21 protein-coding genes and 1 pseudogene are annotated in these 20,680 nt (G+C 38.1%); 14 read left to right on the top strand and 8 right to left on the bottom strand.

The features are described 5' to 3' along the window. The 4 genes from P20439_RS15255 to P20439_RS15240 form a co-directional block, all read left to right on the top strand. On the top strand, nt 1-701 hold a 701-nt coding region (locus tag P20439_RS15255), incomplete at its 5' end, for a TonB-dependent receptor domain-containing protein (RefSeq protein ID WP_036934360.1). A gap of 227 nt (nt 702-928) precedes the next feature. Then, a complete protein-coding gene (gene asd / locus P20439_RS15250; protein WP_008468116.1) occupies nt 929-2,068 on the top strand; it encodes an aspartate-semialdehyde dehydrogenase in 1,140 nt (379 codons plus the stop codon). 148 nt (nt 2,069-2,216) lie between these two features. Further along, a complete protein-coding gene (locus P20439_RS15245) occupies nt 2,217-3,086 on the top strand; it encodes an MBL fold metallo-hydrolase (RefSeq protein WP_008468115.1) in 870 nt (289 codons plus the stop codon). Between the two features lie 199 nt (nt 3,087-3,285). Next, nucleotides 3,286-4,665, top strand: a complete 1,380-nt coding sequence (locus P20439_RS15240; RefSeq protein WP_008468113.1) for a methyl-accepting chemotaxis protein — start codon at nt 3,286-3,288, stop codon at nt 4,663-4,665. A 32-nt stretch (nt 4,666-4,697) separates the two neighbouring features. Here P20439_RS15240 and P20439_RS15235 read toward each other — a convergent pair whose 3' ends face one another. Beyond that, entirely contained in the window at nt 4,698-5,501 is an 804-nt protein-coding gene (locus tag P20439_RS15235; RefSeq protein WP_024601010.1) for an ion transporter, read from the bottom strand. Nucleotides 5,502-5,601: 100 nt separating this feature from the next. Between P20439_RS15235 and P20439_RS15230 the strand changes: the two genes are divergently transcribed. The 5 genes from P20439_RS15230 (at nt 5,602) to P20439_RS15210 (ending at nt 7,693) form a co-directional block, all read left to right on the top strand. After that, a complete protein-coding gene (locus tag P20439_RS15230) occupies nt 5,602-5,811 on the top strand; it encodes a hypothetical protein (protein WP_008468100.1) in 210 nt (69 codons plus the stop codon). Nucleotides 5,812-5,814: 3 nt separating this feature from the next. Beyond that, the gene (locus P20439_RS15225; protein WP_008468099.1) at nt 5,815-6,105 is read left to right on the top strand and encodes a hypothetical protein; all 291 of its coding nucleotides are present in this window, start codon (nt 5,815-5,817) and stop codon (nt 6,103-6,105) included. A gap of 130 nt (nt 6,106-6,235) precedes the next feature. Beyond that, nucleotides 6,236-6,430: a YwbE family protein gene (locus tag P20439_RS15220; protein ID WP_008468098.1), complete on the top strand. Its 195-nt coding sequence runs from the start codon at nt 6,236-6,238 to the stop codon at nt 6,428-6,430. Next, entirely contained in the window at nt 6,427-6,945 is a 519-nt protein-coding gene (locus P20439_RS15215; RefSeq protein WP_008468097.1) for a DUF4240 domain-containing protein, read from the top strand. Before P20439_RS15220 ends, P20439_RS15215 begins: the two co-directional genes overlap by 4 nt. A 292-nt stretch (nt 6,946-7,237) precedes the next feature. Next, the gene (locus tag P20439_RS15210; RefSeq protein WP_008468096.1) at nt 7,238-7,693 is read left to right on the top strand and encodes a hypothetical protein; all 456 of its coding nucleotides are present in this window, start codon (nt 7,238-7,240) and stop codon (nt 7,691-7,693) included. Here the strand turns inward: P20439_RS15210 and P20439_RS15205 are convergent. From P20439_RS15205 to P20439_RS15195, 3 genes are all read right to left on the bottom strand, one after another. Next, the gene (locus P20439_RS15205; protein WP_008468095.1) at nt 7,690-8,946 is read right to left on the bottom strand and encodes a Y-family DNA polymerase; all 1,257 of its coding nucleotides are present in this window, start codon (nt 8,944-8,946) and stop codon (nt 7,690-7,692) included. The two genes, P20439_RS15210 and P20439_RS15205, sit on opposite strands and share 4 nt — an antisense overlap. Further along, on the bottom strand, nt 8,934-9,347 hold the full coding sequence (locus tag P20439_RS15200; protein ID WP_008468093.1) for a LexA family transcriptional regulator: 414 nt from the start codon (nt 9,345-9,347) through the stop codon (nt 8,934-8,936). The genes P20439_RS15205 and P20439_RS15200 overlap by 13 nt, the downstream gene beginning before the upstream one ends. A gap of 82 nt (nt 9,348-9,429) precedes the next feature. Continuing rightward, a complete protein-coding gene (locus P20439_RS15195; RefSeq protein ID WP_008468092.1) occupies nt 9,430-9,849 on the bottom strand; it encodes a MarR family winged helix-turn-helix transcriptional regulator in 420 nt (139 codons plus the stop codon). Between the two features lie 103 nt (nt 9,850-9,952). On the opposite strand from P20439_RS15195, the gene P20439_RS15190 reads away from it, so the two are divergent. The 5 genes from P20439_RS15190 (at nt 9,953) to P20439_RS15170 (ending at nt 16,022) form a co-directional block, all read left to right on the top strand. Beyond that, nucleotides 9,953-10,699, top strand: coding sequence for a siderophore-interacting protein (locus P20439_RS15190; protein WP_008468091.1), 747 nt, complete (start codon nt 9,953-9,955; stop codon nt 10,697-10,699). Between the two features lie 144 nt (nt 10,700-10,843). Next, nucleotides 10,844-11,836 carry an LLM class flavin-dependent oxidoreductase gene (locus tag P20439_RS15185; protein ID WP_008468090.1) on the top strand — a complete coding sequence of 331 codons (993 nt, stop codon included), beginning with the start codon at nt 10,844-10,846 and terminating at the stop codon, nt 11,834-11,836. Nucleotides 11,837-12,060: 224 nt separating this feature from the next. Continuing rightward, on the top strand, nt 12,061-13,056 hold the full coding sequence (locus tag P20439_RS15180) for a patatin family protein (protein ID WP_008468089.1): 996 nt from the start codon (nt 12,061-12,063) through the stop codon (nt 13,054-13,056). A gap of 332 nt (nt 13,057-13,388) precedes the next feature. Next, the gene (locus P20439_RS15175) at nt 13,389-14,795 is read left to right on the top strand and encodes a sodium:alanine symporter family protein (RefSeq protein WP_008468088.1); all 1,407 of its coding nucleotides are present in this window, start codon (nt 13,389-13,391) and stop codon (nt 14,793-14,795) included. A gap of 183 nt (nt 14,796-14,978) precedes the next feature. Then, the gene (locus tag P20439_RS15170) at nt 14,979-16,022 is read left to right on the top strand and encodes a patatin-like phospholipase family protein (RefSeq protein WP_008468087.1); all 1,044 of its coding nucleotides are present in this window, start codon (nt 14,979-14,981) and stop codon (nt 16,020-16,022) included. A 141-nt stretch (nt 16,023-16,163) separates the two neighbouring features. Here the strand turns inward: P20439_RS15170 and P20439_RS15165 are convergent, their stop codons facing one another. From P20439_RS15165 to P20439_RS15150, 4 genes and pseudogenes are all read right to left on the bottom strand, one after another. Next, nucleotides 16,164-17,780 (bottom strand): glycerol-3-phosphate dehydrogenase/oxidase, encoded by a 1,617-nt coding sequence (locus P20439_RS15165; protein WP_008468086.1) that lies wholly within the window; start codon nt 17,778-17,780, stop codon nt 16,164-16,166. A gap of 122 nt (nt 17,781-17,902) precedes the next feature. Continuing rightward, complete coding sequence (locus P20439_RS15160) at nt 17,903-18,799, bottom strand: fructose bisphosphate aldolase (RefSeq protein WP_008468085.1); 897 nt, start codon at nt 18,797-18,799, stop codon at nt 17,903-17,905. 111 nt (nt 18,800-18,910) lie between these two features. After that, nucleotides 18,911-19,878 (bottom strand): annotated as a pseudogene (locus tag P20439_RS15155) (class 1 fructose-bisphosphatase). Nucleotides 19,879-20,167: 289 nt separating this feature from the next. Next, nucleotides 20,168-20,680 (bottom strand): DeoR family transcriptional regulator (locus P20439_RS15150; protein ID WP_036934355.1); only part of this gene is annotated, 513 nt, incomplete at its 5' end.

Raw genomic sequence — 20,680 nt, 5'->3', positions numbered from 1 at the left:
CTGAATATCCTGTTGGCGGTACGCCTGGATTACGTACAACGCAAATCAAAAATTACGATTTCCGCTGGGAAAACTACTTTGATACTGGTGAAAACTTCTCTGTTGGTCTGTTTTATAAAGACATGATTGATCCAATTGAGTCGGTGCAATCTCCTTCTCAAGATGGACCGCCACTTGTACGTATTGCCAATGCTGAAGATGGCTATGTTGCCGGCGTTGAGTTTGATTATCTTAAAGATTTCACTTTCTTAGGTGGTTTTTGGCAAGATGTATTTATGAGTGGTAATGTTACACTCAGTGATTCTGAGATAAACCTAGACCGTCAAGCTATTGTTGATCAAACTGGTGTATCTGCGGCGATCACTAATACTAAACGTCGTTTAACGGGACATTCTAAATATGTTGTGAATATGCAGCTTGGCTATGATGCACCATCAGGTGAACATGCTGCAACATTGGTTTATAACGTATTTGGTGAGCGTATTATTATCCCTGGTATAGAAGGGCAAGATGATTGGATGGAACAGCCATTCCACTCAGTTGATTTGAATTATACTTACTACCCTGATTTTAACTCAAGTATTAAGTTTAAAGTGCTTAATATTTTGGGGCAAAAATCAGAAATTGAATCTGCTGGTACGCTAACTCGCTCAAAAGAAAAAGGGACTGAGTTCTCTGTTGAGTACAAATATCAGTTCTAATTCAAAATAGCCTAGGAAGGCGAATATAAAAACTTACAATAATTGCCCTACCTTGTGTAGGGCTTTTTTTGTGCCGTTATTAATTTCAGAATTAAAAAAAGCATATGAAATAATTTTAAGTTAGCTGTTATTGACTAGTTTTGCAGGGTATAGGGTGCTAGATTAACTGTTCTAAAAATTAAATCTCACGCAATGAATTTTAATTTTTAATGAATTAGGTATTTCTTATGACTCAAACAGTGGAACAAACAATGAAAAAAGTAGGATTAGTCGGATGGCGGGGCATGGTTGGCTCTGTATTACTAGAGCGTATGCAACAAGAAAATGATTTTGCTCATATCGACACCACTTTTTTTACCACCTCACAAACCGGCCAACTTGGCCCTGATTTAGCGGGTCCTGCAAAGCCATTACTTGATGCAATGGATTTTGACTCACTGGCAAAAATGGACATTATCATTACTTGTCAAGGTGGTGATTATACCAAAGCTGTGTATCCACAATTACGTGAAGCGGGTTGGCACGGGTTTTGGATTGATGCTGCATCAGCACTACGGATGAGTGACGACAGTATTATCGTACTTGACCCTGTTAACAAAGATGTCATTGAACAAGGGCTAGAGCAAGGCGTTAAAACCTTTGTAGGTGGTAACTGCACGGTTTCACTTATGCTACTAGCGCTGGGTGGTTTATTTGAGCAAGACCTAATCGAATGGGTAAGCCCAATGACTTACCAAGCAGCATCGGGCGCGGGTGCACGCAATATGAAAGAACTCATAGCTCAAATGGGGGCTATTCATGCAAGTGTTGCACAGCAACTAGATAACCCAAGTTCAGCTATTTTAGAAATTGATAAAATAGTCAGCGAAAAAATGGCATCAAGCGATTTGCCACAAGACCAGTTTGGTGTGCCACTGGCGGGTAGCTTAATCCCATGGATTGATGTGCCTATGCCAAGCGGTCAATCAAAAGAAGAGTGGAAAGCGCAAGTTGAAGCCAACAAAATCTTAGGCTCATCTAAACAACCTGTGCCTATTGATGGTTTATGTGTACGCATTGGTGCAATGCGTTGTCATAGCCAAGCGATGACCATTAAATTACGTGAAGACATTAGCGTAGAAAAAATAGAAGAAATTTTAGCCTCGCACAATGAGTGGGTTAAAGTAATTCCTAATGAGCGTGACATTACCAGTACCGATTTAACCCCAGTTAAAGTAACCGGTACGTTAAGTATACCTGTTGGCCGTATTCGCAAACTCGCCATGGGGCCAAAATATATTAGCGCTTTTACCGTAGGCGATCAGCTTTTATGGGGCGCAGCAGAGCCACTGCGTCGTATGTTACGTATTATTGTTGATAATAAATAATATTTACTTTGAGGGTTAGCATTTGCTAGCCCTTTTTATTTAATAATTAAATCGCTAATATCTTCATGGCCTTTACCAACGTTTATATTATTGCTTCCGGTCATTTTTATTAATTCAAGTGATGAGTTCAGACTTATTGGAGAATATTATGCACAGTAAATTTCATGTTCACGCATTTCTTGATGACGATAGCGAAACCTTTAGTTATGTTGTTTCTGATAGTAACTCTCAGCAAGCAATCTTGATTGATCCCGTTTTAAATTTTGATTATAAATCAGGTCGCAGCTGTGAATCAGGCGCCAAAAAAATCGGCGAGTACCTTCAAAGCCATTCTCTTTCATTAGAGTGGGTTCTCGAAACACATGCACATGCCGATCATATCTCTGCAGCTCCTTATTTTAAAAAACACATTGGTGCTAAAATCGCCATAGGTGAACATATCAAAACGGTACAACAAAGCTTTAAGGCGCTATTTAATCTTGAAAAAGAATTTTTACCCAATGGGGCTGATTTTGATCGACTATTAAAAGATGGAGATAGTTTTAATGTTGGCCAGTTATCAATACGAGTAATACACACACCGGGGCATACACCCGCCGACTTAGTTTACATTATAAATGAAGAGGCCATTTTTGTTGGTGATACGATTTTTATGCCTGACGTAGGCACTGCAAGGTGCGACTTTCCAGGTGGTAGCTCTGAAACATTATACGATTCAATCCAAAAACTACTCTCGATGCCCGATGAGGCAACAATCTATGTATGCCATGATTATCCGACTGAAAAACGAAATCACCGTTTTGCGGTCACAGTAAAAGAACAAAAAGAAACAAATATTCATGTAAAGACTAAAATAAGCAAAGAGCAGTTTGTTCAAATGCGCGATAGCCGTGACGAAGAATTACCTATGCCTCGCTTAATTTTACCTGCTATTCAAATGAATATTAGAGCCGGCAACCCACCTCCCGCCGAAGATAACGGCATAAGCTACCTTAAAGTTCCGTTAAACCAATTATAGTTCAATATCATAATGATTATTGGGATAGAGTAATGAGCACAAATAAATTTATTGTAGCTAGATGATCGCTTTACCATCTCTCATACCTGAATATAGCAAGTTTTTTTTGTAAAATAGGCGTGATAATTTTACGTTGCAACATCGTATAACTACGGTTAAAGCGATTATTGATAACGGGTAATTAATTGGCGCCCAAGGAATGGATGTATCATTAGGCGGGCTTACCGATATTATTGCCGATATTAAATTAGGCGAAACCGGTTATTTAATGTTGATTGAAGATAGTGGCAGTGTGCTGGTGGATGTTAAACACCCAGATTACCGATTTAAAAACTTAGCAGATCTTGAGGGGGGAAAATACGCCGACTTAGCTAAAAATACCCAAGGGCTGTTTGATGTAGAGATAGATGGTAAACAATATATGGCTAATATTCATACCTCTGCTACCTTAGGCTGGAAGTTTATTGGGGTAGTAGAGAAAGCCGAAGTGATGAGCACGGCGAATACCATGGCTTATACCATATTGGTTATTAGTGCGATATTAATTGCTGTATTTGTTGCTATAGCGAGTTATATTTCTAAATTAATATCAGCCCCTATTGTTGAAGTGAGTGATGGCTTAACTGAAATATCGCAAGGTGGCGGTGATTTAACCCAACGCTTAACAATAAAAACCAAAGATGAAACCGCTAAACTGGCTAATAGCTTTAATTTATTTTTAAACTTGATCAGCGAGCTGGTAACTCAAATTAATGAGTGCGCGCAAAATGTAAGTAAAACCTCATCACAAACCTCATCGCAAGCGGCACAATTAACAAGCTCCACCAGCCAACAGCAACAAGCTTTAGAGATGGCAGCTACGGCTATTAATAAAATGGCTGCCACCGCGAACGAAGTGTCTAGCAGTTGTGCAAATGCAGCGGATTTGGCTGTTCAAACACAGCAAGCATCAGACTTGGGGCAATCGGTTATTACACAAACTGTGGAAAGTGTGGTTCAGCTATGTGATGTAATAAACAATGCCTCAGCAGATATTACTCAGCTAGATACTGAAAGCGAAAACATTATGTCGATACTCAGTGTTATTCGCGGTATTTCAGAACAAACTAACTTATTGGCCTTAAATGCTGCAATAGAAGCTGCACGTGCCGGTGAGCACGGACGCGGCTTTGCTGTGGTGGCCGACGAAGTACGCGCGTTATCGCAACGAACCGCTGAGTCTACCGAAGAAGTGGCTTCACAGCTTGATAAACTACGCACTATGTCATCTAAAGTTTCTAAAGATATGCAACGCAGTATAGAAACCACTAATAAAACTGTCGAGCTTGCGCATTCGGCGCAGCAACAATTTAGTGAGATCACGGCATCTATCGTTCATATTAGCGATTTAAATACCCAAATAGCCACCGCTGCTGAAGAGCAACAACATGTAGCTGAAGATATAAACCGCAATGTTACTGAAATTAAAAATGCGGCTGATGAGGTGAGTGATATTGCCGTGACCACCAGTGAGAACGGCAACGAAATGAATCGTCTTTCGTCAATTTTAACGGTGTTGGTGGGTAAATTTAAAGTGTAAGGGCAAGCAAATGCATGCCCTTTTTATCCCTGCTACTTATTTTTAAGTAGTTCTTTTAACTCTGCTAGTTGTGCTTTTAATTCGTTTACTTGGCCTTGGGTGGCAGGGAGTGAGTCTATATCGGCTTGCTCTTCTCGTGCATTGCGATGCTCTTCACTCATCACTTCTAAAATAGCGCCAACCATCATATTTAAAAACACAAATGCAGTTAAAAAGATAAAGGTTAGGTAAAAAATCCAACTTAATTTGTACACGGCCATGGTTTCGTACATGACGTCAGTCCAATCTTCAAAGGTGGCTATTCTAAACAGGGTGAGCATAGAAATAGACACATCGCCCCAAAGTACCGGATTTATATCAGCAAACAACATACTGCCAGTGGCGGCATAAATATAAAATATAACGAACATGAGTAGTGCGATGTAGCCCATTTGCGGTATTGCTTTTATTAGCGAATTTACTAATAAGCGCAGTTCTGGGATCATTGAGACTAATCGTAACACGCGGAAAATACGCAGCAGTCGAGCAATAAAAATAGTAGAGCCTGCCGCGGGGTATAAACTTCCGATCACGATAATGAAGTCAAAAATGTTCCAACCTTTGGAGAAAAAGTCCTTGATACCTTTGCTGGCAATATAGCGAATAATCAGTTCAATTAAGAAAAACACCGTTATGCCTATATCCATCCAATGTAGAACGAGTTCGGCGGTTGGGTGCAATGAATAAGTATGTGCGCCCACGGTCAATGCAGAAACAACAATAACTGCAATAACAAATGATTGAAATAGTTTACTTTTATCGATACGCTGGAACAGCTCTTGTAACTGCGACAACATCATAACGTGCCCTTAACGGTTATAAATACAAAACCAGTGCAATATACAGCAAAAATAACGAAAATCAGTAGTTTTCCCGTTAAAATAGTAGGAATTTTGAATGTTAAATAATAAGTTAAAATATCTATTTTCGTTATCCGCATTATTGGTGTTAGCGGGATGTAGCAGCGATAGCCGCTACCATGAAATTCAATCAGCGCGGTTGGGTGAATGCAGCCACATGGCAGATAAGGAATACCATGAGTGTGTTAAACAGCAGCAAGACAGTTACAAAGAATTTAAAGAACAACAAGCTCGCGAGCAGCAATAAACGATGACCAAAACCCAAAAGCAGCTAGATAAACGTATTCGTCAGCAATTAACGCTCGCTTGTGAGCAAATAAAAGATATTGTGGAGGACTTTAGCTTTCTTACCCATTCAGCAGACTTAAACAATTTACCTTCTAAGTTTAAAGTAAGTTGTTATTTTATTGATGATATTGCACTAGAGCAGGCTAAACAAAAAAATCAGTTTGATTACATTGAGCAGCTTATTTGTAATGCGTTAGCCAGCTTGAACATACATATTAAAGCCAATGCCATTTCATTTTCTAAGCAGCCATAATGTGTACGATGGGTTTTGTTTATTCTTCACATTAGCTTGAATTATGCTTTATAGGGCCTTTAAAAGCTTTAATATGGAGTGATTTTATTAAGCAGGCTATAATCCCCAAAAATAGTAAAAGAGATTATATATGGCTGTTCCAACACGTTCACAAATAACACCCGGCACTGAGGTTAATATTGTGCTTAAACAAGATCAACGCAGTGGTACTTTAACCAATGGTATTGTGTCGCGTTTATTAACTAAGTCACCTAATCATCCGCACGGTATTAAAGTACAGTTAGAAGATGGTCAAGTAGGTCGGGTAAAAGAGATCATTGCATGAGCGATTTAACCTTAACTGATTTTTGGCGATTGGTAACTGTAAACGACAGAACCGCAGAGCCTGAGTCTGTATGCCAATCCCTTAAGGCTGCATTGAGGGATTTATCCGACGAGCAGCTTATTGAATTTGATAAACAGTTTAGTATTTGTATGCGCCAAAGTTATACTTGGGATTTATTTGGTGCGGCGTTTGTAATAGCTGGTTGTAATGATGAATATGGTTTTTCTGAATTTCGTTGTTGGCTAATTTCTCGGGGTGAAGCGGTATTTAAAGCAGCGTTAGAAAACCCCGATAGCCTTGCACAGTGCACACCACTTTATTTTTTAAACGAGCAACCTTACCCGTATTTAGATGAGTATGACCTAATTGCAGGTTTGTTATATGAAGAACGTAATGACGATGAGTTACCCTTTATCCCCTCAGGGCTTGAACAACCTAAAGGTAAGCGCTTTAAAGACAAACCTAAGTTTTTAAAACAAAATTACCCGCAATTATTTGCTAAGTATTGGCAGTAATCGCTCACTTTTGACTATAAATGCATTACTTTGGGTTAGGGGTAATGCATTTTATGTTGCTTAGGTTTTGATACAGCTTGCGCTATCCTTCACATCCTCTTATTTCACTAACTGAACTGTTTTAAAATGTAATCGTATTTGCTGTGAGCTACGTATTTTTAAATACAGTTTAAAGACGTGTTTATGGTATAACGACTTCACATCTTTTATAGTAAATCTCTGTTATAGTTAGAAATAGCTAAGCATAGTCACAGTGCTTGATCATATTTGATACACGAGGATAGAGCCTATAATGAAATTTTTCACACTGGTTTTACTTACCATAAGCCTTTTTAGCTGCTATGCAGTAGCAGGCCCAAGTAATAAAACTCGCTTTATTCCGCTGTTACAAACTAAGCTGGGTAATTACGAAGTGACCTCCAGTAACTCTGGGTTATGTACTAATAGCCGATTACAATTTAATAACCCTGAAGATCCTGAGCAAGGTTTTAGCTTAGGCAAAGAGATTTTGTTTAACTCCTTACACAATGGTACTCGTACCATTGAAAAACCAAATTATTGTTTTATTACCAGCTCGCTAAAATATAAAACAGATGGCCTAGAAAATAGCTTACGCATGAGCCGCTGTGATAATCCTATCCATGAAGGAACGATTAAACAAAGCATTACTTTTTTAACCAGCAATACGCTTAAATACACATTGGACAATCCGAGTGTAGAATGTGAATTTATTAAAGTTGCCGACTAACACTGTATTTTTGGAATATCACGCCAACGAGTCGTGTATTGCGGCGATAAAAAAGCCCTGTTCATATGCCAATGATCATTTAATTGGCTGCTCGCCACGCTAAGCATTCCTTTACCGTATCTATGATTAATAGCATCTAAACAGCTCATTAACTGCGGGTTATCGGTTTGCTTATCAAATAAATGATGTTGTTGAAACTGCTGCGGGCTGAGCTCTAATGCGCCCACACCACATTTATAAAATCGAATTCCCGGTTGATATATTTGCTCAAAACTCTTTGATACCGCATTGGCCATAACGCGAGTATCGTTAGTAGGCGGATCAAATTGATGCATAACTGACTTTTTATAAAAGGCGTGTTCATGTGATGAGCTGGCAGCAAAAATATAAATACGATGAGTGAGCGACTGTTGCGCTCTTAATTTTTGTGCAACTACACTAGCATGATTTATTAGGGCGGTTTTAACTGCATCGGGGTCGCAAAGTCGCTGACCAAAACTACGAGTTGAAAAAATAGCTTGTTTATCTTGGCGTACATCATCCCAGTTTAAACAGGTAATGCCGTTGAGCTCGTTAATTGTGCGCTCAAGCACCACACTAAATTGGCGGCGAATTGTTTTTGGGCTTTGCTCAGCCAGTTGCCACGCGGTATGAATGTCCATGAGAGCCAGCTTTTTAGCTAAACGTTTGCCCACCCCCCAAACATCTTGGCAGTGCATTCGTTGCAAAATAGTGCGGCGACTTACTTCATCGTCAATCACTGCAACACCATTAAAGCCAGTTAGTTTTTTAGCTGCATGGTTAGCGGCTTTGGCTAAGGTCGGTGTTGGCCCAAAGCCAACCCCAACAGGGAGTTTGGTTTCGCGCCATACAGTACGCCTAATTAGTTGCCCATATGCTTGCCAATCGTTAATTAAAGGTTGATAACCATTAAAGTGTAAAAAAGATTCATCGATACTGTAAACATGCTGGGTGTCACAAAAGCGGCCAATTACACTCATCATCCGGTCGCTTAAATTAGCGTATAGTTCATAGTTACTAGAGCGTACAACCACATTGTTTTGTTCTAGTAACTGCTTAACTTTAAAGTAAGGGCCAAATTTAGGAATATTAAGCTTACGCGCAATTGGGCAGACCGCACACACACAACCGTCGTTATTGGTAAGCACCACCACAGGTTTTGAGCGAATAGCCGGATCAAATACTTTTTCTGCACTGGCATAAAAAGCAACGGCATCAACTAAGGCATACATGAAAGTAACTCAGGGCTTTGGCGATGCAGCCTAATAGAGCGAGTTACCACGCCTTCAAGCTGAAACTCATCTGACTCAGTCAATTGCACCGGCTTATAAGCAGAAGAGGCTGATAGCAAGCGTGCATTGGTCTTATCAAGCAGCTTACATACAAATAAACCATTTAAGTTAGCCACAATAACATCGCCATCGTTTGGTATTTCTGCACGGTCAACCAACAGTAAGTCGCCCTCAAAAATACCAATTTCTTGCATAGAGCACCCAGATGCTATCCCAATAAACGTGGCATCAGGGTGCTTTATTAATAACTCATCAAGTGAAACGCCAAGCTCTGTATATTGTGCTGCAGGTGACTCAAATCCGCATACACCGGCTTCTATATAAATGGGAATAACAAACATAACACAACCTAAAACGCATATACTGTATAAGTGTACAGTATATGCGTTTTTATATAAGTTATGCCAAGTAATGGATCTGCGATCAATCCATATTTTTGATCATTTGCTGAGCTGTATCTAAGAAGTCATTGATTTGCTGTGGGTTTAAGTTTTTACACATTTGCGCATTTACATGCTGCTCAGCGTTTAATAATTTGTCGTAAAGCGCGCACCCTTGTGCGGTAAACGACAGAATAAAACAACGCTTGTCATGCTCACTGGCATTTTTATCAATTAAGTTTAGCGCGAGCAGTTCTTTCACTAATCGTGCTATTTGGGCTTTGTCGCGTTGGGTTTGATTCACAATATCGTTAGCAGTGCACTGAGGTGTCGCTGCAATAATATGCAGACAACGCACATGCATCGCGTTTAATCCAAGCTCACCTGCATTAATGGCTTCGCGTATGGTAACGCGATAATTTTGCATTAAAGCAAATAATGTATTGGCCAATGAAGAGTTCATAATAAATCCATAATGGTTGACAAAGTCAATTAAATTGTTATAGTTGATTTTATCAACCAATGGGGCGTTGTGCAATTCATCTTTTTTAATGAGGTAAATTTATATGGGTAAAAAAGTACGCAAAGCAACCGTATTAAGCACAAAGCAAATAACCCCACATCTACAACGCATTATTGTTGGCTCAGATGAGTTTAACGACCTGAGTGCCCAATACATTGGTAACTACGTTAAGGTGCTTATTCCACAAAATGGCCTCGTTGACTTTAATATTAAAACTACGTGTATGCGTTCATACACTATAAGACATGTTGATGAGCACACTGGTGCACTTACCCTCGACTTTGTGATAAATATGCACCAAGGTCCAGCCACTAATTGGGCTAAAGAAGCAAAAGTAGGCGATGAAGTGGGTATAGCAGGGCCAGGCCCTAAAAAGTTGGATAACTATGATCATTCATATTATCTATTACTTGGCGATTTAACTTCGGTTAATGCAATTAAAGGCTACGTGCAACAATTGCCTATAAACGCAAAAATTGACGCGATTATTCATGCACCAACAAAAGATGATGTGATTAGCTTAGACTCCACGCGTGATGTAACTTGGTTAATAACAAATAACCCCGATACAGATATGATAAACGCATTAAAATCGCTACCACTTAGTGAGCAACAACCTATTGTATTTATGGCACTTGAGGCAGGATTAGTCCGTAAAGCAAAAACCGTATTAACTGATGAATTAGCTATACCGCGCAGTCAAATTGTTGCATCGGGCTATTGGAAAAAAGGGCTTGATTCAGAAGCTTATAAACTAAAGCGTCAACACGCTGCGGCTAAAAATAGTTAACTTAATTGTTGTTCAATCACATCGCTATTTAGCTTTTAAAAGGCAAGGCGCCTTGAATTGACTGTCATACACACCCATCTCTTAGCGTAGACTCATTATTTATGGCTAGCGCTATAAATCGCTATTTAATTTGGAGGTGCTACTTTGTTATCAACTATTCCTTTTTCGTTATTAGAACTGGCGCCTATGCCTAAAGGTGCCACTGTGAGTGACACCTTAAATAAAAGTACAGCCTATGCACAAAAAGCTGATGAGCTCGGTTTTAACCGTTTTTGGTTAGCCGAGCATCATAATATGCCTGGGATTGTTTGTGCGGCTACTTCAATTTTGGTGGGGCATATAGCCGGAAACACTAAAAAAATACGCGTAGGGTCGGGTGGAATTATGTTGCCTAATCATGCTCCTTTAGTTGTTGCTGAGCAATTTGGCACCTTAGAAAGTTTATACCCAGGTCGAATTGATTTAGGGTTAGGGCGCGCCCCGGGTAGTGATCCTGTGACAAGTCGTGCATTAAATAACGATATCAGCCGTGCTGAAAACTTTCCTAATGAAGTGAGCGAGTTACAAACATTATTGGGCCCTTATGAGGGAACTAAGCGCGTGCGAGCAATACCTGGTGAAAACACCAATGTGCCCATTTGGCTTTTAGGTTCAAGTTTATTTAGTGCGCAGTTAGCTGCACAAAAAGGATTACCTTATGTATTTGCGGGGCACTTTGCACCGCGTTTTGTGCATGATGCAATAGCCTTGTATAAACGAGAATTTAAACCATCAAATGTATTAGCTAAGCCTTATGTCATGTTGGCATTACCTTTAGTGGCTGCAGATACAGATGAAGAAGCACAGTACTTATCAACTACATCCAAACAGCGAGTGTTATCGTTAATTAGAGGCGACGAGCTGTGGTTAAAACCCCCAGTAGAAACAATGGAAGGTTTGTGGAGCGAACAAGAGCGCGCTCATGTTGAGAGCTTTTTAGGGTTAAGTGTTACCGGTGGGCCAGCCAGTATTAAACACAAGCTAGAAATGATTGTAAATCAATTAGGGGTTGATGAGCTTATATTCACCAACGACTTATTTGATAATGAAAAACGCCATAAAGCGCTTGAAATTTTAATGCAAATAAAACATGGATAAGCAATTGGTTAAGCAAGCGTACACTCAACGCTTGTTATGCTATTAAACAGATTAAAGTTGATTACGTCGGGGCCATTTTACATTATTTTAAAAAGTGGCAATGAAAAAGCTTGTTCTATTTTTTCAATAGAACTGATTTAAACAATCAATTTTAATTATGAATATTGAACGATTATTATAAGGGTATGCAACACAATTCAGCTAAATAAATAGGAAGGTAAAGCGTGAAATCTCAAAATAGTACGACACCCCATTCAGGCAACAACTCAGTGCAGCCAAAAGTAGCGCTGATAGCAGAAGGTGGCGGACAACGAGGGATATTTACCGCGGGTGTACTCGATGCCTGGTTAGAGCAAGAGTATGATCCATTTGACTTATTTATTGGCACATCTGCAGGCTCTCAAAACTTAACGAGCTATTTGGCGCGTCAAAAAGGCTATGCTAAACGCCTGATCAGAGGCCTTTCGCGTCATAAACGTTTTTTTCAATTAGGTCGCGGCTTAATGGGTAAACATATTGTTGACCTAGATTGGTACTTTGATAAAACCACCGAAGTAAACAGAGCGCTTGATTTTAAAACTGCAAAAGCCAGTTTAGGCGACCGTGAGCTATTAATTACTGCAACCAATGCCCGTGATCGCAAACCTTATTTTTTATCCCCAACAGGGGAAGGCCAACAATGGCGAGAGCTATTAAAAGCGTCAAGTGCACTGCCATTTTTATATAAGCAAGGTGTAAAATTGACGCCGTGGTTAAATGCATTAGCCGCAAATGAATTAGGTAAGACCGAGATACAGTCAGAGTCTGATTTTTACTTAGACGGTGGCCTTGCCGCACCGCTTCCTGTACGCGAAGCCTATAATCGTGGCGCACGCAAAATTGTGGTTATACGCACCGTTGATGAAGCCTTTCAGGCTCAATCAGCATGGATAAGTAAATTAAAATCATTTGTTGAAGTATCTGGCTATTGCCCAAAAACAATAGACTACTTATTACAACATGAGCAAGCCTACGAAGATGAGTTAGCATTTATTGCTAACCCACCAAAAGATGTAGAAATAATCCAAATTTTTGCAAATCAAAAGTTGTATAGTAAGTTATTAGGCAGCTCAAATGATGACTTACGATTTGACTATAAACTTGGTTTAGCAGCAGGCCATAACTACTTAAAAAACCATCACCCAGATCAGGATGATTATAAACACAGCTACATAGCGTAGCTGTGTGTTTATTATCAGCAAGATAATAAATCAGCATTTACTGTGTTCTCATGGCAGTCATTTAGCCGTGAGAAATATTCGGTTTTTTACCTCGAAAATAATGCGCTAACGGTTATTAAAGCACGCGACTAATTCCTTTCTAAAACATTCTTTTTACATCAGCAATTACACTGCAATATAAGTCAGTTTGCTGGGTGAATTTTTATTCATTAATAAAGAAAAATAATTCACATCTAATTGGCTTTATTATAAAGTAGCTAAGTCTCTACTAAACTTAAACACTCACGTCGCTAAATTAATACCGTGGCAAATAATAATAAAAAGGAAGCCTGATGTTCGACACGCTGATCAAAAGTGTAAATAGCCTTTTATGGGGCGAAGGCCAAGTACTCATTTACATTTTACTTTTTGCTGGTATTTGGTTTTCGGTGCGTTTAAAAGCCATTCAAATACTTAAATTTAAACATATGTTTAGTTTACTAAAAGGCAGCAGCAAATGTAAAAAAGGCGACATATCATCATTTCAAGCGCTGTGTACTGGTTTATGTGCGCGGGTAGGCACGGGTAACTTAGCAGGTGTTGCCGTTGCTATATCATTGGGTGGCAGTGGTGCCATTTTTTGGATGTGGGTTATTGCCATATTAGGCATGGCCACAGGCTTTGCCGAAAGTGTATTAGGTCAAGTATATAAAGTGCGCGACAGCCAAGGAGAGTTTAGAGGCGGCCCTGCGTATTATATTCAACAAGGGTTAGGTAATCGAGCCTTTGCTATTACCTTTGCACTGTGCTTATTTTTAGGTTACGGCTTTACCTTTAGCGCCATGCAAACCAACACCATTACCGATGCACTTAATTTTGCCTTCGAAATTCCAACCTTTTACTCTGGATTAGTGATCACTGTGTTAGCCGGCTCTATTATTGTGGGTGGTTTTAAAGCAATCGCCCGCTTTGCTGAGCGCGTAGTACCGGTAATGGGCATAGTGTTTGTGCTTGTTGCAGTTATTATTACCTTAATAAACTTCACCCAAGTGCCTGCTATGCTTAAAGATATATTTTTATCAGCATTTGGGCTGCAAGAAGCAGGTGCAGGCGCGATGGGCGCAGCAATAAAAAATGGTATTCAACGTGGCCTTTATTCAAACGAAGCGGGCGCGGGCAGTGTGCCACATGCTTCAGCCAGTGCAAGCCCACTGCCTAATCATCCGGTAACACAGGGCTACATTCAAATGTTAGGGGTGTTTTTCGACACCATAGTATTGTGTAGCTGTACTGCGGTTATTATTTTACTTGCCGACATAGACATAAGCGGCGAAATGGAAGGTATACGTTTAACGCAAAGCGCCATGACCGCACATTTAGCACAAGGGGGTGTGTACTTTGTAGCAGCCGCTATTACCTTGTTTGCCTTTACGTCTGTAGTAGCCAACTATGCTTACGCAGAAAGTAACTTGCACTTATTTAAACTCGATAACAAAATGGGCCGTGGTATTTATACTTTGCTTTATTTATCAATGATGTTGTGGGGCGCGTCGGCCACATTAAAGCAAGTATGGGATTTAGCCGATATTGCTTTAGGTTTAATGACAGTGGTTAACGTTATCGCTATTATATTGCTAACCCCAACAATATTAGCGGTTACTCGCGATTATCATACACAACGCGAAAAAGGCTTAGAGCCCGAATTTAAAGTAAATGATGTAAAAGTACAGGGTAAATGCGAAACCGGCATTTGGGACTAGTTAACGTATATTAAGTCACTTTTAGCATTAATAAACGGTTTTATGGCAGCATAAAACCGTTTTTATTTTTGCATAACTATTCTATTTTTAGCCTGGTTATATACAAAGTAATTAACAAGTATATGCCATTAAATAGAAATAAGCAGCACAATTAACCACAGATTTTATAGGCTAAATTTTTAGATGATCAACATTTACGCAGGTAAAACTGCTGCAAAAATAATAAACGAACAGGGGCTTAAACCCGAATTATTCAGCTCATTTTTAGGTGCCAGCGGCGGGCCAAAATGGTTTACCTTGTTTGGTTTAGACAAATATATATTTGGTGAGTTTTTTAAAAACCATAAACAACCGCTTAACTTAATTGGCTCATCGGCCGGGGCATTTCGCTCAGCGTGTTTTGCGCAAAATGATCCGGTTGCAGCAATTGAGCGCTTAGCAACATCGTATTCGCAAACCAGATACTCTAGTAATAAACCAACACCAGCTGAAATTACCACTAAAGCCCGCGCACTGCTTGAAGATGTGTTTGGTGATAACGGCGTGGCTGAAATTATAAATAACCCCGTATTTAAAGCACATTTTATAGTGGCAAAATCGAATGGATTTATAGCCAGTGAAAATAAATTATTACAGCTTATGGGTTTATCAAAAAGTTATATGCTTAATCGAGTAAACCGAAAATATTTAGGATCGCAATATGAGCGTTTTATATTTGGCCCAGCAACAAGCGACTTATCAATTACCGACAGCTATAATTTTAAAACACAAAAAATAGCGCTTACCCAAAATAATTTAAAAGAGGCATTACTTGCATCGGGTTCAATACCTTTAGTTATGCAAGGCATTAAAAATATTGCCGGAACACCCGCGGGTATTTATCGCGATGGTGGCATTATTGATTACCACTTTGATTTAAAAATTAATAACCCAGGACTCATTTTATATCCGCACTTTAATAGCGACCCAAAAGCAGGGTGGTTTGATAAAAATTTAAAACGTAAAGTATCACCACTTAATTACGATAACGTGGTGATGATCACGCCATCAAAAGAATTTATAGCAGGCTTACCTTACGGAAAAATTCCAGATAGAAATGATTTTACCGATCTAGATGCCGACACACGCATTAAATATTGGAATACAGTATTTAGTGAAACAGAAAGATTAGCAGAGGCGTTTGATGAGAAGTTATATAATAATTTTAAAATAATACCAATTGAATAAATTGCCAATTTTGCTGATGCAATGAAGCATTTATTGTTATATAAAAGGGCTAGTTTACATCGCGATTATATAGTGATGAAAATTAGCCCTATGGTTGGTTTTGATTGCTGTGTATTTAAATAAAATCACGGAATCGATGGGTTATTGGGATATTTCCTCTATATATTCTTGAAGCCTGGCTTGCGCATTTTCTTCACCAAATAGAATATGACATACCTCTTGTAGCCCCGGATCAGAGAGGATATCTTCTTTACGTACAACCAGTGATATTTTAGAGCGGCGACGTAAAAAATCACTTAGTTTAGTTACCATTTCTCGTTCGGCAGCATGTTCAATTTCAACACGTAAATACTCTGAATTTTTAATTAGAAGCTCAGCTTTTTCAGGAACTTCTCGAATTTTTTCTAACATGTTAATTGCATTTCTTCCGTAACGTCTCCAAAAGCGTTTGCTGAGTACTTCAGTAGATGTTTTGGGAGTTAAGCCGTCTAAATTCATTAGCTTAGCACGATGCATAAATTCATTTTTGACAGTATCGTCAGGCTCGCCGTACCATTTGTAATCCTCGTAAGGAAGGTTAATACCAAGCTTTTTGATTAACTCAGCAACTTCATCACCGACATTGATACAATCAGTTAATTTCCCACCAAATATAGAAAGGTATTTTTTCTCATAGTTAGTGTCGATTGCGTGTTTGCGCGATAATTGCACCCAGTCAGCCTTACCATTACCATCTTTTTTAATTGCTAATGGCCTTACACCACATCGTTCAGCTATTATATCGTCTTTTGTGAGCTGTTTATCCAGTTCTAGTAACTTGTTCGCATTATCTAACACAAACTTTCTATCTTCATCAGTAACATGCGAATGTGGGCTTTCAACTTGTGTATCAGTTGTACCAATACAAGTTTTAGGTCCCATAGGGATCACGAAGAATAGTCTGCCATCGTCAGCAAAAAATGTAAGTACTTTATTACTGCTAGTAATTTTATCAACAATAAGGTGAATACCTTTTGAAAATAAATGGTGATGTGCTGTAGTTTGACTGTTAGTAATATTAATAGGATCAACAAAAGGGCCTGCGGCGTTTATAATTACTTTAGAACGTATCGAAAATTGTTCTTTCGTTATTTCGTCCATTGCATTTGTTGTCCAAATATCATCTGTACGGTTTGAGCCTTGTGCACTTACATAGTTAGCACCGATACAGCCATGGCTCATACTAGAGCGAATAAAGTTAAAAACAAACCGGGCATCGTTGTCTAATAAAAAGCTGTCTGAATACTCAAAACCGGCTTCTACATTTGTAGTGTTGACGACTGGCTCTAATGATTTAATTTTTTTTGCATTAAGGTAGCGAGGCGATTGTGTAAAAAATCGGCCCATAAACCAATAGACGATTGTTCCTAAATAGACAAAGAAAGCTGGGAATCTAAAGCCTTTTTGAATACTGGTAAAAAAACGAATTTCTTTAACTGTCGATGGGTAGCTGCGCATTAAATGGTTTCTACTTTTACATAGTTTATTTACCAAGTTATATTCATGGCTTTCTAAATACTTTATGCCGCCCCAGGCCAAGTTAGATGAGTTTGAACTAGTGAAACCAGCGAAATCTCCTTTATCGATTAATGCAACTTTGGCGCCTTTTGCAGCTAATGCTGCAGCTGATACTGCACCATTAATACCCCCTCCAATTATCAATACATCGAATATATCTTGAGGAAGTTTTTTTATATTATTCTTTCTCAGTTGGCTCATTTTTTGGATTACCTATTATTAATTACTAGCCTTTTATATCTACTTGGTTAGGTTATTTTCGTACAAGCTAGAGCTATAAAAGATTACGTATAAAGTTTTTATGCTTATGAAAGTTGGATTACTTATAATTTATATATTGAAGCTTCATAAATGGCTTCTATAGAATTATTTAATTTTTCATCAAACTTTTTATCAGACATGTCATGATGTAGGCCAATCAATAATGCTCTTGAAAAACTAGCAATAATACCAGTATTTCTTTTTAGCTTTTCATTGGCTTGTGTAATAGAGTAACCACCAGATAGAGCAACTAATTTTAAAACTTTTGGGTGTGTTGCAAGATCTTTATATAAATTAGGCACTTCAGGTAACGTGAGTTTTAATATTACTTGCTGTCCATCTTCAAGGTTATTCAGCTCTTCAATAATTACATCATGCAACATGAGTTCTGCAGATTGCTTTTCTTCGCAATAAATATCAACTTCAGGCTCAATAATAGGCATTAGCCCTGAATTTATTACCTCTTTTGCAATTTCAAATTGCTGTTTAACAACATTTTGGATACCAATACGACTAGCTTGTTTTATAACAGACCGCATTTTTGTGCCAAAAACAAAATTAGTATCAACCGTTAGTATTGAACCAAGGTTTTTAATGGGTTTCATTAACTGTACACCGTCAGATTCAGGCATTAAACCTTCATCTATTTTTAAAAATGGTACAATTTCTTTATGTTTCCACAAATATTCAGCTGTTGGAATATTTTCAATGTAACGATTTAAAGTATCTTTAAATAGAATTGCGCCCAATATTTTTTGTGAATTAAATGGACTACTTGAAATTATTCGTGCTCGCATAGAATGTATATATTTAAACATCTCCTCATCAGATGAAATCTCACTAGATGAGATACCATACTGCTCTAAAGCTTTTGGTGAACTCCCACCACTTTGATCTAGTGCAGCTATAAAGCCTTGACTATTTTTTATTTTTTCTAGCATGTTAAGTCTTATTGACATGATTTTAACCTTTAAATAATTGAAAGCAGATATGTTTCTTAACAAAAGTAAAGTTAGATACAATTTCTATATAAATACAGATGTCACTCTTAAAGTAATAATGTATGTTTTTTATTTTCCTAAAGCATACTTTTCTATAAGTAGAACTTCATTCTTAGAACCAATAAATACAGGGATCCGTTGATGTATACTTGAAGGCACAGTGTCTAAAATAGAAGTAGTCCCATTACTTGCTAAACCATTTGCTTGCTCTACTAAAAATGCAATTGGGTTTGCTTCATAAAGTAATCTTAATTTACCGTATTTAAAGTTTTTTCTTCAGGGTACCCAAATATACCTCCCTTACATAGAATTCTATGCATATCACCTACCATGGCTCCCAACCATCTCATATTAAAGTTTTTCTTTCGGATACCATCGGTACCAAGCTGTAAATCAACAATATATTTTTGTACATTTTCAGGCCACTTAAATTGGTTTGATAAATTAAATGAAAATTCATTCGTATCTTCTGGAATGTTTAAATTAGGATGTGTGAGCATAAAGTTATTATTTGAGGGATCTAATGTATAAATATGTGTTCCTGAACCTGTTGATAAGGCAAGCATAAGCGATGGGCCATATAGAACATAGCCTGCAGCGATAATTGATCTTCCTGTAGAAAAAAAGTCTTCTTCACTAACTTCTGTTTGGGCAGGAGAAGCTGAAGATATAGAAAAAATAGTACCTAATGAACCATTTACATCAGTATTAGATGAACCATCTAATGGGTCGAAACAAATAAGGTATTTGCCAAAACTATTACATAATATAATGTCTTCTACTTCTTCAGATGCGACAGCTCTAACCTGCTTATTCTTTTTTAGAGATTCAATCAAAATATTATTAGCGATAACATCTAACTTCTTTTGTACCTCTCCTTGTACATTGTGATCAGGCAATGAGCCAAGCACATCAGATAATGCACCATGATTAATACGAGTAGCTATTTCTGTGCATGCACCAACTATGCTTTGGATCAGCAGTGTGAGTGTTTTTGGAACGTTATCCTGCTCTAATTGTGTATATAGGTTTTTCATTGGTGCCTTATCGATAACATTAATACTAAAGAGTAATACATGGTTTTAATTTGCTTTTATGTTCATTTTTAAAAGTATCACTTATTTGCGAACATTTGCAAACATTAAAGTACATAAAAGAAAATAAATTCTGGTATACAGGAGTGAAATAGAGGAGGGAATTACAAAGTTATATATTAATTTAACCAATTTATTATTTAATTATTAAGTACATTAACAACGAAATTCATGGTATCTACTTGAAATTATTTGAATTGTTCTGTATGTATTAGATGGTTTAGATTGACTACTATCGTGCTATATGAAGCTTAACGTCATGTTCGGAAAGTAAGGTTAGAATACTCTTAGGTGGTTTAGCATCAGTAATAAAGTCATCTGCTTGACTAATGTTACCTAAACGAACCATAGCGCACCTACCAAATTTTGAATTATCAGCGGCGAGTAAAACTTTACGTGAATTTTTGATGATTGCTTGAGCAACACGAACTTCACGATAATCGAAATCAAGTAGAGAACCATTTTCTTCTATCCCACTTATGCCGATAATGCCGAAGTCCATACGAAACTGATTGATAAAATCTTCAGTTGTTTCACCAATAATACCACCATCTCTATGTCTAACTTCTCCTCCTGCTATAAGAACTGAAAAATCCTTTTTAACGCCTAATATAGCAGCAACATTTAAATTGTTAGTTACAACTTTAAGGTTTTCATGCGATAGAAGTGCTTTAGCTATAGTCTCAGTCGTTGTTCCTATATTTATAAATAAAGAAGAACCATTTGGTATCATACTAACTAAATT

The organism is Pseudoalteromonas sp. BSi20439 (assembly GCF_000241165.1).
In the GTDB taxonomy this organism is placed as follows: Bacteria; Pseudomonadota; Gammaproteobacteria; order Enterobacterales; family Alteromonadaceae; genus Pseudoalteromonas.
Note: the sequence above shows the minus strand (reverse complement) of the source record. Positions and strands in the feature narration are given on the sequence as shown.

Excerpts from the sequence above, each read along its gene's own strand:
- asd (WP_008468116.1), top strand. The coding sequence starts at position 929 with ATGACTCAAACAGTGGAACAAACAATGAAAAAAGTAGGATTAGTCGGA.
- P20439_RS15245 (WP_008468115.1), top strand. The coding sequence starts at position 2,217 with ATGCACAGTAAATTTCATGTTCACGCATTTCTTGATGACGATAGCGAA.
- P20439_RS15240 (WP_008468113.1), top strand. The coding sequence starts at position 3,286 with ATGGATGTATCATTAGGCGGGCTTACCGATATTATTGCCGATATTAAA.
- P20439_RS15235 (WP_024601010.1), bottom strand. The coding sequence starts at position 5,501 with ATGTTGTCGCAGTTACAAGAGCTGTTCCAGCGTATCGATAAAAGTAAA.
- P20439_RS15230 (WP_008468100.1), top strand. The coding sequence starts at position 5,602 with ATGTTAAATAATAAGTTAAAATATCTATTTTCGTTATCCGCATTATTG.
- P20439_RS15225 (WP_008468099.1), top strand. The coding sequence starts at position 5,815 with ATGACCAAAACCCAAAAGCAGCTAGATAAACGTATTCGTCAGCAATTA.
- P20439_RS15220 (WP_008468098.1), top strand. The coding sequence starts at position 6,236 with ATGGCTGTTCCAACACGTTCACAAATAACACCCGGCACTGAGGTTAAT.
- P20439_RS15215 (WP_008468097.1), top strand. The coding sequence starts at position 6,427 with ATGAGCGATTTAACCTTAACTGATTTTTGGCGATTGGTAACTGTAAAC.
- P20439_RS15210 (WP_008468096.1), top strand. The coding sequence starts at position 7,238 with ATGAAATTTTTCACACTGGTTTTACTTACCATAAGCCTTTTTAGCTGC.
- P20439_RS15205 (WP_008468095.1), bottom strand. The coding sequence starts at position 8,946 with ATGTATGCCTTAGTTGATGCCGTTGCTTTTTATGCCAGTGCAGAAAAA.
- P20439_RS15200 (WP_008468093.1), bottom strand. The coding sequence starts at position 9,347 with ATGTTTGTTATTCCCATTTATATAGAAGCCGGTGTATGCGGATTTGAG.
- P20439_RS15195 (WP_008468092.1), bottom strand. The coding sequence starts at position 9,849 with ATGAACTCTTCATTGGCCAATACATTATTTGCTTTAATGCAAAATTAT.
- P20439_RS15190 (WP_008468091.1), top strand. The coding sequence starts at position 9,953 with ATGGGTAAAAAAGTACGCAAAGCAACCGTATTAAGCACAAAGCAAATA.
- P20439_RS15175 (WP_008468088.1), top strand. The coding sequence starts at position 13,389 with ATGTTCGACACGCTGATCAAAAGTGTAAATAGCCTTTTATGGGGCGAA.
- P20439_RS15170 (WP_008468087.1), top strand. The coding sequence starts at position 14,979 with ATGATCAACATTTACGCAGGTAAAACTGCTGCAAAAATAATAAACGAA.
- P20439_RS15165 (WP_008468086.1), bottom strand. The coding sequence starts at position 17,780 with ATGAGCCAACTGAGAAAGAATAATATAAAAAAACTTCCTCAAGATATA.
- P20439_RS15160 (WP_008468085.1), bottom strand. The coding sequence starts at position 18,799 with ATGTCAATAAGACTTAACATGCTAGAAAAAATAAAAAATAGTCAAGGC.